The organism is Sphingobium sp. EP60837 (assembly GCF_001658005.1).
In the GTDB taxonomy this organism is placed as follows: Bacteria; Pseudomonadota; Alphaproteobacteria; order Sphingomonadales; family Sphingomonadaceae; genus Sphingobium; species Sphingobium tyrosinilyticum.
Map to the genome: position 1 here is coordinate 984428 of NZ_CP015987.1, position 13646 is coordinate 998073.

Sequence of the window (13646 nt, forward strand, 5' to 3'; positions counted from 1 at the left end):
CTCGTTGGCGTCATGCTGCCCGCGGCCCCGGCCGCCGCGCAACTGGGTGGAAGCGTCAGCCTGTTCAGCCAGGCCCGGCTTCGCGGCCAGCCGATCAGCGATCGCCGCCCCGTGGCCGAACTGGAACTGGTCCATGACAGCGCCAGCGGCTTTTATCTAGGCGGCTCCGCCGCTCTCGTCGCTGACCGCACAAATGGCCTCCAACCCTTCGCCTTTAAACAATATGCAGGCTTCGCTCACCGCCTGTCGCCCGGCGCGACGCTAGACTTGGGCGTGGTGCACAATGGCTATACCGAATATTCCAGGATCATCGGCGGCGGCAGCTATACCGAAGCCTATATCGGCATCATCGGCCGCAACCTGTCAGGCCGTGTCTTCATTTCGCCCGGCTATTTCCGCAAAGACCAGGCGACGCTCTATATGGAGGTTGATGGCCAACTCGATCTCGCCCGCAACTGGGTGATCGTCAGCCATTTGGGGCGGCTGACCTATCTGAACGATGATCGTCCGGCAGGGAGTCCGGGCGGCGTGACGGATTGGCGTCTCGGCCTGCGCCGACACATGGGCTCCATCGATCTGGAAGTCGCCTGGACCGGATATGCAGAAGACAAGCGACCTTATGGTCCCGGCCATGATAACGGCGGAGCGCTGGTCATCGGCCTCACCCTGGTCTTTTGAACCGCAGGAAGCGTCAGCGGCACCAAAGCGGCATGTGGGCCTCCTCTCCTGCCAAGTTGCGCGACGACGCGACATATTTCCGGATGAGCCATTGGATTAGCTGGACGGCGCGGCTGCTGACGGGCGCCGTCGCCCTGCTGCTGCTGCGCTTCGCCGCTGGCATGGACGAGGAGTGGACCGAGCGCCATCTGCTGCCCGACATCCTGGTTCCCAGCGATTGGCTCGTGCGGATCGTCCAGATTGAGCGCTTCCTTCTGCTGACGATAGCCCTAGCCTTGCTGTTGAGCGTCATTTTCCGCCGCCGCGCGGCGCGACCCGGCAAGATTTGGCGATGGGTTGGGGTCGCCGCCGCCATTTTGCTGGCGCTTCCCGCGAGCGAACTGGCGATGCAATGGAGGTCGGGTCGCGCGGGCCTGGCCTGGACCCCGACGGACGAACCCTTGCGTCAAGCCGACCCCTTGATTGGCTGGACCACCATCCCCGCGCGCCGGATCATCGATCCTGAATTTGCCTCGCGTCCGCTCTATGTCATCGAGGCTCATGGTTACCGCGTGGAAACTGGACCGCTGGACATGGCGCTTCCTTCGATATTGTTCGCTGGGGAGTCGATCATGTTCGGCAAAGGGCTGAACTGGCGCGACACCATCGCGGGCCGGGTCCAGAAGCTCAGCGGCATTCAGAGCGCCAATCTCGCAGTCAACGCCTATTCCGCGGGACAGGTTTACCTTCACCTGAAACGGGAACTTCCAAAATTTCACCGCCCGGTAGCAGTCGTCATCCTCTACGCGCCCACTTTGCTGGTGCGCGATCTCGACAGAAATCGTCCCTGGATCGATCGCGCCGGGCGGTGGCACGCCGCAGAACGAACTTGGTATTTGAGCCGCCTCGGCCGTGTTCTGTTTCCCTACCGGACCCCCTCGGCCATCGAAGAGGCAGTTGCAACCGATCGCCGCCTTTTGCGGGCTGATGTGGCCATGGCGCGCGCGCGTGGCGCGCAGCCGCTGGTTCTGGTTCCGGTTTATCAGCCCGAACGGCCACGCGAGCGGGCGCTTCGGTCAGCGATTTTCGATGGCGGTCGCATCCCCCATGTTATCGTTCCGCTCGACCGCCAATGGCGTCTCTCTTCGGACCCTCATCCCGACGCGCGGGCTCATGCAGCAATGGCGCGAGCGGCGTGGATGCGCCTCAACGAACTTGGCCTGTTGAATGACATGGCTGCGGTTCCGGACAGTTCAAGCCTTTAAACGCCCATATATTCGCCGTCCCGGAAATGTTCGGATCATCTTCGAACTGTCATCTGGATGAAACCTGGTCGTCATAGAGATTCCCACAATGGAATCATATCAGTGGATGGCCATTGTCAATGCAACTTCTCCTTGTCGAAGATGACCAGGATCTCGCCACGCAACTGGATGAGCAACTGCGGCTGTTCGGTCATGACACGACCGTTGCGCCGGACGGACGAACCGCGACCGAGCTGGTGGCGGCGCAGCAGTTCGACGCGATAATCCTGGACCGGGTCCTGCCCGGCGTGGACGGCGTTACGGTGCTCCGGAGCATGCGCGATCATAATCTTCTGACCCCCGTCATCATGATGACGGCGCTCGGCCAGTGGCGGCAAAAGGTCGAAGGGTTGGAGAGCGGCGCGGATGATTATGTCGTGAAGCCCGTCGAACCCGCGGAACTTAACGCGCGCCTGCACGCCCTCATGCGAGCGCGGGGGTGGAGCGAGAGAGGCTCGGACGAAACGCTGCGGGCCGGCGACCTCGTGATCAGCCCGGCGCGGCACAGCGCCTCGCGCAATGGCAGGACGCTCAATCTGCAAAAGACCGAGTTCAAGCTGCTGACCGAACTGGCGCGCCACGCCGACAGCGTCATGACGCGCGCGATGCTGCTGGAGCGTGTGTGGAACTATGATTTCGAACCGGCCACCAATCTGGTCGATGCCTCTATCCGCAGGCTGCGGATCAAGCTCACCGAATTTGACGATCCCGATCCCATCGTGACGGTTCGCGGTACAGGCTATATGCTGAGGGCGTGAAATCGCTACGGTCCTTGCGGGCACTGACGCTCGCATTCTTGTTCTTCTTCTTGTGCGCGACGCTGGCGACGGCGTTCGGTATCTATTTCGCGACGCTCGGGACGATCGATCATCTGGTGGTCCAGCGGATCACCGGCACGAGCATGATGATCGCGCCGCCCGGCGAAGCGCAGTCGCCGCGCCGCATCGGCATCCGGATCATGATGGCCTCGCGCGATCGCGACACGGGTGACCTCGGCTTCATCCTGCTGGAAAAGGGGCAGCAGATCGCCGGTAACTTACGCGTCAGCCGTCCTTTGCCGCTTGGGCTGTCCCGCGTCGATGTGGCGGACCGGGTCAAGGGCCTGTCGCATGGCAGGGTGCTGGTGCGCGACCTGGGGCGCGGTTTGCGGCTGGCGGTGATCGCGGAAACCGAGCCGTTCGACAATTATAATCAGGTTCGCAAGCGCATCTACTTCATCGGCTTTGGATCGATCATCGGCATAGCTCTGGCGGCGGCGACCACCTTCACGCTGATCATCCGGCGGCGGATCATCGACATGCGGCGCACGGTGGACGCGATCCTGGCGGGCGACATGACCCGGCGTGTGCCGGTTGACGGTTCGGACACCGCATTTGATCAGCAGGCGCAGGCGTTCAACCAGATGCTGACCCGCATTAACGAGTTGATGGAGGAAGTGCGCAACGTGATCAATGGCGTCGCGCACGAACTGCGCACGCCGCTGGCGCGCCTGCGCAACCAGCTGAACCTGATCAGCCATGATCCGGAGGCTGCGGGCGTGAGCGACCGGATAGAAGCGGCCCAGGTCGAGGCCGATCAACTGCTCACGCTCTTTTCTGCTTTGCTGCGCATCGCCGAAGTGGACAGCGGCGCGCGGCGGCAAAATTTCCGCCCAGTCCAACTGGCCCAGTTGGCGGAGCAATGCGTCGAGGCGCTGGAGCCGGTGATCGAGGAGACGCACGTGATCACGCGCGCGGCCTTGGCTCACATCACCCTGTCGGGCGACGAGCAATTGCTGTCGCAGATGATCCTCAACCTGCTGGAGAACGCTGTCCGGCATAGCCCGGCCGGAACCCGCATCGCCATCGGCCTTGTACGGTGCGAGGAGGGCCGAGCGATGCTGACCGTCGCCGATGATGGCCCCGGCATCGCGCCGGACGACCGCGCGCGGGCGCTGGAGCGCTTCGGCCGTCTCTCGGGCGGCGGCGATGCCAGGGGGCATGGCTTCGGCCTGCCGCTGGTGGCTTCGATCGTGCGCCTGCACGGGGGAACGATCGAGCTGGGCGACGCGCAGCCGGGCCTTAAGGTAACGGTGCATCTGCCCTGCTCATGAAAAATGGCGCGCCGCCGGAGCGACGCGCCATCTGTCCTTTCAAGCCGGTATCAGAACTTGATGCTGGCTTCCACGCCGTAGGTGCGCGGCGCATTGAAGTTGCCATAGTCGCCCAGCACGTTGGCGATGCTGCCGGTCGTCACGTTGCTCGTCGGGGCGGCAGGCAGGCTGTTCGACGGATCGCGGCGGAACACATATTGCTCGTTGAACAGGTTACGGCCCCAGATGCTGAGCGTCAGGTTGCGGCCATAACCCACATCGACATCGGCCAGCGACACGCGACCGTTGAAGATCAGCGAGCTGTCATTCTTCGTGACGAACTGATCGAAGGCTTGGGTGGCCTGCGAATAGTTGCCGTCGAAGTGGAACTTCAGCTTCGTGTCGCCGCCGCCGATCGGCAGGGCATAGTCGATCGACCCGCTCGCGGCGTTGCGCGGCGTGAAGACGATGTAGAACTGCTGATAGACGCTGGTCGAACGGCCCGCCGTGTCGGTCGCAGTGATCAGCACCGGCGGGATCTTGGTATAGGTATAGGCATAGGACGCGTTCAGCGTCAGCCCGTCGATCGGCTCCACCGTCAGGTCGGCCTCGATACCCCGGATCTTGGTGGTGCCGGGCGCATTGATGGTGACGAGGTTGTTGAAGCTGCTCGTGCCGACGAACTGGATCGAGCTGATATCGACCTGGCTGTCCTTGCGGTCCATGATGTAGCCGGCCAGGTTGAAGCGGCCACGGCCGCCCCAGAAGTCGGACTTCAGGCCGACTTCATAGGATTTCACGTCTTCCGGATCGAACGCCTGATAGTTGGACGTGCGCGAACTGGCGCCCCCAGCGCGGTAGCCGGTCGCATATTTGGCATAGACGTGCAGGTCGTTGCTGACGTCATAGGCCACCGTCGCCATCGGATTGAAGCGGTTCCACGTCGCATCCAGCGGCTTGTAGCCGACGCTCGCGGCGGGCGGCGTGAGGTCATAATTCACATTGCGCGAATAATGCAGCACGCCCTTCTTCTTGTCGTGCGTGTAACGGCCGCCCACGGTGATATGCAGAGCGTCGGTGGCGTTCCAGGTCAGCTGGCCATAGGCGGCGTAGCTCTTCGACCAGACTTCCGAAGCGCGGTCGATCGAGCAGCCGTTGACCGCCGAGTCGACGAAAGCCGGCGTGGATGCGGTGCAGAAGGGGATGGTGACATAGGTCGGCGTGCCGCCAACCAGGGCCACGCCCATTGAGCTGGGGGTCGCGGCATCGTCGCTGACATGCTCATTGAAGTAGAACAGGCCCGCGACATAGTCGATCGAACCGACTGTGCCGACCGCCTGGACTTCCTGGCTGAACTGGCGCTGGCGCAGGTCGGCCAGGCTGTACCGGCTGAAGGCGCAGGGAGCCGCGAGGGTGCAGGCGGCGGTCAGATTGACCAGCGGCGGACGGTGCGCACCGCCCGAATTGTCCCACTGGGTTGCATCGACGCCGCGCCATGCGGTGATCGAACGCAGTTCCAGCTCGTCGGACAAATGCCACTTCAGCGAGTTGGTGAAGCCGTGCGTCTTATCGACGCTGACCTGCTGTGGCACGCCGATGTCGGCATCCTTCATGCGGCTATCGCCATTGACGACCACGCCGGGCAGCAGCGGCTTCACCGGACCCCCGGTCAGGTTAGTGTAAGCGGTGCCGGGCAGGGTGCAGGCAGGCTGCGACGCCTGGGTGCCGTTGGCGCAGCTGTTGGGATTGTAGTTCAGCAACTGGCTGTAGAAGGGCGTATTCTCATCCTTCGCGACGTCATAGGCGAAGTCGTTCGTGATGGTGTCCGTCGGCTGCCAGCGTACGGCAGCGCGCAGGCCCTTGCGGTTGTAGTAGTTCCAGCCCGCCTGGCCCGCGAGCGGGTTCTCGGTCGTGGCGTCCTGATGCTGGATCACGCCGTCCAGCTTGACGGAAAAGCCCGCCACCTTTGGAAGGTCGAGGTGGAAGTCGGCGGTGCGGCCGCCATAATTGCCGATGCCCGCTTCCACGCGACCGCCGAACTCGCCGGTTGGCGCCTTGCTGACGATGCTGAGCGCGCCGCCTTCAGTGTTGCGGCCGAACAGCGTGCCCTGCGGACCCTTGAGCACCTCGACGCGCTCGACGTCGAACAGCGCAGCGTTTAGGCCATGCTGGCGGCCCATATAGACGCCATCGACATAGATGCCGACGCCCTGCTCACGCGCGGGCTGGTTGGCGTCGAGCGGCACGATGCCGCGAATGCCGATGGTGAGGGCCGACTGGCGCGCTTCGAAGGTCGCGATGCGCAGTGACGGAACAGCGCCGTCGGCGAGGTCGTAGAGGCTCGACACGTGACGATCCTTGAGCGCCTCAGTGCTCATCACCGCCATGGAAATCGGCGTTTCCTGCAAATTGGTTTCGCGCTTGGTTGCAGTGACGACGATTGCGGCAAGGCCGGCATCGTCGGCCGCCGCGGCTTCGAGGGGAGCCTGTTCTTCGGCCGTGGTGCTGGCCAGGGCGGGAGCGGAAACGGAAGCCAGCAGCGCGGTGCAGAGCGAGGCACGCAGCAGCGAGGTGGAAGAGCGAATCATTTTGAAAACCCCTTAAGACCCATTGAGTGGATGCTTTTGCGGGGCTGGCCACTAGGCTGTGATGACAACAGTTTTATTACATTGAATGTAACATGATCAGTATATCAGCTGTCATTTTCGTTTCATGTTGGCAGAAACGAACATAAACTTGAAGAGATCGCAAATATCTCTAACATTATATCTACGAGTTAGCCAACATAATTAGTCGAAACAAAATGTCTTACATGTATCAATGGAGGAATTTATGAATTAAATCTCTACTAATTTTGATGAACTGCGTATAATATTCTATAAAAAATTCAAATCAACATTGTGGCGGCTCGCATTTGCCCCGCTCTAGCGCTGGACGCACGCGAAAAAATTCCGCCGCAAAGGAGATAATCGACTCCAACCAGGTTGCGGAGACGGGTCTTTGCAGAGCCTTATGGAGAGGGGAGGAATGCCAACTCTTCCCTTCTCTGGTCCGTCGTCAACGCCGTCAGCCTTTCGCCCGCACCACACAGCGAAAGCCGATGTGGCTCGTCGATGACTCGATCGCTTGTGCATGCCTGGCCGCAGGGCGGTAGCGCTGGCAATAATTAGGCGCGCAAAGATGCGATCCGCCCTTCAGCACCTTTCGCGGGATGGCGTTAGGGGCGTCCAGGCTCTCGTGTCGGGTCGGCCCACGCGGGTTGGCGGGCACGCAGCAGCTGCCGCGCGCCTTCGCCTCGACCCGCGGCTGGGCGTACCAGTCGCTTGTCCACTCCCACACATTGCCGATCATGTCGTACAGGCCAAGGCCGTTCGCGGGATAGCTGCGCACAGGCGAGGTTCTTTCCCACCCGTCGTCCAATGTGTTGGCAAAGGGAAAGGCGCCCTGCCAATAATTGGCGAGCATCCGTCCTTCTGGAGCCAGCTCCTCGCCCCAGGCATAATCCTGCGCTTGCAGTCCGCCGCGCGCCGCATATTCCCATTCGGCTTCGGTCGGCAGCGATTTGCCAGCCCATTTCGCATAAGCCCGCGCATCTTCGAAAGTGACATGGACGACGGGATGATCCTCCAGCCCGTCCAGACTGCTCCCCGGCCCGTGCGGGTGCCGCCAGTCCACGCCCAGGGCGAAGGTCCACCACTGGCTATGGTCGTTCAGGTCCACCGGCCCGGCCGTGCGCTGGAACAGCAACGATCCGGGCTGCGCCAGTTCGATCGGCATGCCGGGATAATCCTTGGGATCAGGCGCGATTTCGGCAACCGTCCTGTGGTTCGTCGCCTGGACGAAGCGGGCAAATTCACGATTGGTGACGGGCGTCTCGTCGATCCAGAAGCCATCGACCCGCACCCGCCGCACCGGCGCTTCTTCAGGATAGAAATTCTCCGATCCCATGGCGAATGCGCCGCCCTCCACCCACCGCATGCCGCTGGTGTCCGGCTGCACCGGCCGCGATGACCGTATCGCCCTGGGCTTGGAAAACTGACGCATGGATGCTCCACATATGTTCTGCGACCGCTCAAGATAATAGGCTCGCTCACATCATAAAGGCGTGAGTGGCCGCCGCTGTCCAGATATTATGGCTTGGCCATCCTAACCCTTCCGCTTGTTACGCGCGTGCTTCGGCCTTCGGCTCACCGTTGGCGCCATACGTCCGAAAACCCCTTGTTCCCCGCGTCGTCATGCTGATAGAGGGCGCTGATCGGGGTCCTGTTTCGCGCAACTCGACAGAGAGACTTATGTGCTCCCGCGAACATGAAAGCCGCAGCAGCCAATGGACATGCCTCAATCGCCTAAACCGCTCGACCGGATACAGGAAAACTGGCTCGCTGCGAAGGAACGACGGCTGCTGAACTGGCTCTGCGCCCGCATGCCTGCCTGGGTCACGCCGGACAAGCTGACGATCCTGGGCATGATCGGCGCGTTCATGATCTTCATCGGCTATGTGGGCAGCAATCTTGCCTATCCCTGGCTGATCCTCGCCATCGCCGGCTATGTCGTCCAATGGTTCGGCGACTCCATGGACGGCAGCCTGGCGCGGCACCGGCGGATCGAGCGTCCCTCGTACGGCTATTTCATCGACCATAGCTGTGACGGGCTCGCTACGCTGCTGATCCTGGCGGGCATCGGCCTTAGCCCCTTCGTCACCATGGACGTCGCCTTGATCGCGCTGGCGGGCTATCTGCTGCTGTCGATCCACGCCTTTCTGTCCGCCCGCGTGCTGGGCGAATTCAAGCTCTCCTATTTGTCGGCGGGGCCGACCGAACTCAGGATCATGCTGATCGCGCTGACCGTCATGATGATGGTGCTGGGGGCAGGGCCGGGGCTGTTCGGGCGCTGGTCGGGCTTCGACATTTTTGTCGGCACGGTCGGCTCCATCCTGATCCTGCTTTTCGTCGGCCAGACGCTCGTCACTGGGCGAAGGCTGGCCCAGATCGACGGCGAAGCCCTGGAGCGCAGATTCGGCTGAACCTCGCGCAGCTCATCCAGTTTCATTATCTAACGTTTAGTGATGCTCAAAAACGCGTTTTTTTTTCTCGCTTTTGCATTCATCAATTCACTCCGCGCGCGCCGTCTGCTGCGGAGGAACGACAAAAGCCCGCACTCCAAAAAAGTGATAGGCCGACGAAATAGCGGTATATTTACCCGTCTTCGGATCGCGATACCCATCGGCCAATCGGTCGATGGCCAGCCTTATGCCGGGACAAGTCAGGCGCGACAGATTGGCCCCATTTTGCGTCATCTGCTCGATCGAGGAATAATAGCTGTCCAAAGTATAATAGCCATAGAAGCCGCCCTCGATGCCCCCGTCCTTGGTCAGCGTCGCCCGAATACGAGCCCCTCGGATATGGCGAGGCGCATCGATAATCTGTTCCTTGTAATTCAGCACCATGTCGAATGAATCGGTCGTCAGCACGCCATTCTCAATCCGCCCATGCGTCGTCGCCTTTAGGCGGGGATCCGGATCGGCAATAAAGGTCGCTCGCGCCAGCACGCCGCCTTTGCCATCCTTGTTAAGGGCGGTCGTCGCGGCAAAAACCGTCACCGTCACATCCGGATCATTGCTGGCGTCATCCACCCCTCGCAACTCGATCAGCGTAGGCGCCAGCGAAGAGATCAATGTCTTGCGCGCAATATCAGGATTGCTGCCTTCCCGGAACGGCCAGGAACATCCCGCTACGCGCCATAGCTGGTTGTCGATCCCCTTCTCACCATCGGGCCCCGTGAAATCTTCTTTGCTGACCTTTCCATCCAGGTTCATTCCCGCCGCGACGGGGCCGTCATAGGTCCGGAAATTCTTGGCCAGCACCGGAAAGTCATAAGGGTCAGAGCAGGCGCTATAGACCACATCCCGCTTGCTGAAGGCGGGGCGTCCCTTGCCTTTAGGGAAGCCGTTCAGTGCCCCGATGGCGAGCGCCTGTTCGGGCGTTATCGCCGCGGTCCGGTCAACGCCGGGCGGCAGTTTGACCTTCCCCGTCCGATCATCGCGCAATATCAGGCGGCGGAAACCGAAATGCTCGTTCATCAATTTCTCGAGCTCTTGGTTTTTCGCCGGGTCCGCATATTTTTGCTGCTGCGCGGCGGGAAGCAACTTGCGGAAACGTTCCAGCGCCCCTTCATCCTCGGCGCGGCAGATATCTCCCGTTCCACCATTGGCGAGGTAGATATTGCCCAGCACGAAAGCGCGGACACCCGGCTCGCCGCCAGTCGGCGCATCCGCCGCGGTCAACATGGTCGCTGCGCCAACCAGCGCTCCCGTCGCCAGCAGCCGGCGGCCTTTCCCCAAGAAAAGGGCTGAATGCGCAGTCATTATGCATCCTCCATCGGCCGATATACGGGCCTTCCATGTGCATCATGCCCGTCGCGCCTGAGTGCGACCACCTGAAATTCAATCACGCATAACGGCAGTTTTTCACACGCAGCATTGGCGGCGGCTGGTTCGCTTGTTCTTTGCGCGGCCTGGGCGCGGTGCTACTCGTTCCAAAATCGGGGAGCTACTGAAGTCAACATGCCATGCAGATGATGACCGGCATCAGGATGTTCGTACTGGCGATGCAGCATGGTAGTCTGGCCGCGGCCGCTCGGCAGATGGGAACATCGACCGCCTCGATTTCGCGGCAAATTGCCGCGCTCGAAACGCAGTTGAAGGTGCGGCTGTTTAACCGGGGCAAGCGGACGCTCACACCTACTGAGGCGGGAGAGATGCTGCTTCGTCGCGCGCGGCCGATGTTGGCGGAACTTGACGAGATGATCGACAGCGTTTCGCTGCTGGAGGCAAAGCCCCGCGGCCGGCTCCGCGTCAACATTCGGGCGCTCACCGCCTCACGCCTGCTGGTCCCGGCACTGCCCCGTTTCCTGACCGCCAATCCCGAGGTGGAAATCGACCTGTTCGTGTCGAACGACGAGGACGCGGACCTGATCGCAGACAATATCGATGTGGACATACGCTATACCCGACCCGACAGTACCGATCTGGTCGCAAAGCTGCTTGCCCCAAGCCAACTGGTGCTGATCGCATCTGCGGATTATGTATCTTCAAGGCTGCTGCCGGAAAATGCCGAGGCGCTCGGCGCCTATGAGGTCATTCTCTACGAACCTGAAATGGGCGCGATGCCGTGGCAGTTCGTCGGGACTGGCGGCGAGGTCCAAAGCCATGAGCCGCAGGGAAGAATGCGCGTGAATGACGGCACCGTGTTGCGCAGCGCGATCCTGGCGGGCCTTGGTATCGGCATGATGCCCTTGCATGAGGTGGATGAGGAGCTTGCCGCTGGAACGCTGGTGCAATTGCTTCCCCATCACCAGATCCTGCACCCCCGCATCGGCGCTGAGGGGATTTTCGCCGTCTATCAGAAATCGGCATATCAGCCTGGGAAGTTGCGCAGCTTCCTGTCCTTCCTGCCCGAAGTCTTCGCAAAGGGGGCCACCTAGATGGCATCGGCCCCTCAACTGGACGTTACGCGAGCTGCAACGCTCCCTTACAAAGAACATAGCTTATACAATCCTGACACCTGTAGCAGAATAGCGCGATCGACAACATCATCCGCGCGACCGCGGTAGGGAAGCGTCACGACCAACTTTATCCAATGAGGAGCTTGAACAGATGCGCGCCGCCATATTCAAGGGAGTCGGAAAGCCGCTTTCCATCGAAAACGTGCCCGATCCGACGCCCGACGCCGATCAGGTGATCCTGGCGGTCGAGAATGCGGGCATTTGCGGCTCCGACCTTCATGTAACCGAACATGCCCACACCCCATCGGGGCTAATCCTGGGTCATGAATTTGCAGGCATGATCGCCGCAGTCGGCTCCAATGTCGCCGGATGGAAGGCGGGCGATCGCGTAACGGCTCTTCCACTCAACGCCTGCAACAGCTGCGATGCCTGTGACAGCGGCCTGCCTGCGCTGTGCAGCGCCAACCTTTTCACCGGCTGCTACCTGAACGCGCCGGGGGCCTATGCGCAATATGTGGCTGCGCGCGGTAACATGCTTCAACGCCTCCCAGACGGTGTGAACTTCGAAGAAGGCGCGCTGGTCGAGCCTCTTGCCGTGGGACATCATATCGTCAGCATGGCGGACATGCCCAAGGGCGCGTCCGTGCTGATTCTGGGCGGAGGGCCCATAGGCGCAGCGGTGGCGCTGTTCGCACGCCATGCAGGTGCGCGTCATGTGGTGGTCAGCGAAATGTCCAAAAATCGGCGCACTCGCGCGGCCGAGTTGGGCGCAACCGCGACGATCGATCCCAATGCCGAGGACGTGCTTGAGGCCTATCGCAAGGCCACGGGTGAAGCGCGGCCGCGCTTCGTCTTCGAATGTGTGGGCATACCGGGCATGCTGCGTCAGGCAGTAGAACTGGTCGGCGTGCGCGGCTGCGTCGTGGTGGCTGGCGTGGTCATACAGGAAGATGTGATCGCGCCGATCGTGGCGCTTGGCAAGGAAGTCACGATCCGGTTCAGCCAAGCCTATACCGAGCAGGACTTTGCCGCGGTGATCGACGCAATCGCCCGGCGCGACATCAACCCAAGCCCGATGCATAGCGCCACGGTGACGCTAGACGAGCTGCCCGACGCGTTCGAGGCGCTGCGCAAGCCCACAACGCAGTGTAAGATACTCATCAAGCCGTGATCCGGCGTTCATGAGCACGGCGGGATTATTGCTCACCTCATCGCATTGAAGATTCGCGCCGGAACGATGCAATGGCTGCATCGTTCGACCGGCCCAGGCCTTCATGCCTGTAGGAGAGTAGAATGACACAGATCGCATCCGCTATTTTCGATAGTCATGCCGAGGCCGAACGTGCCGTATCCGAACTGCGGGCTGCCGGTATTGGCGACGGTTCCCTCTCCATCATCGCCCAGCACGACGGGAAAACAACAACGCGCACGGGCGATGGCGAAATCACTGATGATGATCATCGCAATCTGCTGAGGGGAATTTTGGGAGGCGGCGCACTCGGCGCAGGTCTCGGCATCGCCGCGTTGGCCATTCCTGGGGTGGGGCCACTGGCGGCCGTAGGCGCCATCGCCGCGTCAGCGGTGCCGGAAGCCGCGGCAATCGGCGCAGCAATCGGCGCTGCCGGCGGGACGCTCAATGAAACGCTCAAGAAGCACGGCGTCGATGACGAGGATGCTGCCTATTATGATGAGCGCATCAGGAGCGGGAACGTGTTTGTGTCAGTCGATTCCAGCGATTCCACGGTAAATGCCGCCGAAGCGCGTGAAATCCTCTACCGAAACGGCGGTCACAGTTCATCACGTGCGAAGACGGCGGCGCAAATCTGACGCTGACTGGAACATCGGCTCGGCCCGATGGTTTATAGGCTGCCGGACGACTTTTTATTGCTCCCCGCAATCGTCCGGATCATCGAGGCCCGCCACCCTAAGGGGCGGGCCTTCATAAAATGAAGGTACGGACATGGATCAGCCATCTGTTGAGTTTTGCAAAGCCCAGGCGGCCACCCATCTCGCCCGTGCCAATAGCAGTGATTTGCCGAATGTCCGCGCGATATGCCTGACGGCCGCAAAGTCCTGGATGAGAGAGGCAGAAAGTGCGCGCAGGATCGTAG

Annotated in this window: 11 protein-coding genes; 8 read left to right on the forward strand and 3 right to left on the reverse strand. The window is 61.4% G+C overall.

Going from position 1 to position 13646, the window contains the following annotated elements:
• Positions 1 to 12: 12 nt before the first annotated feature.
• The 4 genes from EP837_RS17490 (at position 13) to EP837_RS17505 (ending at position 4053) form a co-directional block, all read left to right on the forward strand.
• Positions 13 to 678: a TorF family putative porin gene (locus EP837_RS17490; RefSeq protein WP_066531321.1), complete on the forward strand. Its 666-nt coding sequence runs from the start codon at positions 13 to 15 to the stop codon at positions 676 to 678.
• A gap of 83 nt (positions 679 to 761) precedes the next feature.
• Complete coding sequence (locus EP837_RS17495) at positions 762 to 1922, forward strand: hypothetical protein (protein ID WP_197486370.1); 1161 nt, start codon at positions 762 to 764, stop codon at positions 1920 to 1922.
• A gap of 119 nt (positions 1923 to 2041) precedes the next feature.
• Positions 2042 to 2719, forward strand: coding sequence for a response regulator transcription factor (locus EP837_RS17500; protein ID WP_066531324.1), 678 nt, complete (start codon positions 2042 to 2044; stop codon positions 2717 to 2719).
• Positions 2716 to 4053, forward strand: a complete 1338-nt coding sequence (locus EP837_RS17505; RefSeq protein ID WP_066531326.1) for a sensor histidine kinase — start codon at positions 2716 to 2718, stop codon at positions 4051 to 4053. Before EP837_RS17500 ends, EP837_RS17505 begins: the two co-directional genes overlap by 4 nt.
• Before the next feature lie 50 nt (positions 4054 to 4103).
• Here the strand turns inward: EP837_RS17505 and EP837_RS17510 are convergent, their stop codons facing one another.
• Together EP837_RS17510 and EP837_RS17515 are read right to left on the reverse strand one after the other, a co-directional pair.
• Positions 4104 to 6620 carry a TonB-dependent receptor gene (locus EP837_RS17510; protein WP_197486371.1) on the reverse strand — a complete coding sequence of 839 codons (2517 nt, stop codon included), beginning with the start codon at positions 6618 to 6620 and terminating at the stop codon, positions 4104 to 4106.
• A gap of 478 nt (positions 6621 to 7098) precedes the next feature.
• Positions 7099 to 8010 carry a formylglycine-generating enzyme family protein gene (locus EP837_RS17515; RefSeq protein ID WP_066531808.1) on the reverse strand — a complete coding sequence of 304 codons (912 nt, stop codon included), beginning with the start codon at positions 8008 to 8010 and terminating at the stop codon, positions 7099 to 7101.
• Between the two features lie 355 nt (positions 8011 to 8365).
• Between EP837_RS17515 and EP837_RS17520 the strand changes: the two genes are divergently transcribed.
• Positions 8366 to 9055, forward strand: coding sequence for a CDP-alcohol phosphatidyltransferase family protein (locus EP837_RS17520; protein ID WP_380804964.1), 690 nt, complete (start codon positions 8366 to 8368; stop codon positions 9053 to 9055).
• Between the two features lie 87 nt (positions 9056 to 9142).
• On the opposite strand, the gene EP837_RS17525 is transcribed toward EP837_RS17520, so the two are convergent.
• Positions 9143 to 10396 (reverse strand): hypothetical protein, encoded by a 1254-nt coding sequence (locus EP837_RS17525; RefSeq protein WP_066531328.1) that lies wholly within the window; start codon positions 10394 to 10396, stop codon positions 9143 to 9145.
• A gap of 203 nt (positions 10397 to 10599) precedes the next feature.
• On the opposite strand from EP837_RS17525, the gene EP837_RS17530 reads away from it, so the two are divergent.
• The 3 genes from EP837_RS17530 to EP837_RS17540 all read left to right on the forward strand — a co-directional run bounded on the left by EP837_RS17530 (position 10600) and on the right by EP837_RS17540 (position 13362).
• Entirely contained in the window at positions 10600 to 11514 is a 915-nt protein-coding gene (locus tag EP837_RS17530; protein WP_066531329.1) for a LysR family transcriptional regulator, read from the forward strand.
• 172 nt (positions 11515 to 11686) lie between these two features.
• The gene (locus EP837_RS17535; RefSeq protein ID WP_066531330.1) at positions 11687 to 12706 is read left to right on the forward strand and encodes a zinc-dependent alcohol dehydrogenase; all 1020 of its coding nucleotides are present in this window, start codon (positions 11687 to 11689) and stop codon (positions 12704 to 12706) included.
• Between the two features lie 122 nt (positions 12707 to 12828).
• On the forward strand, positions 12829 to 13362 hold the full coding sequence (locus EP837_RS17540; protein ID WP_066531331.1) for a hypothetical protein: 534 nt from the start codon (positions 12829 to 12831) through the stop codon (positions 13360 to 13362).
• Positions 13363 to 13646: the final 284 nt, after the last annotated feature.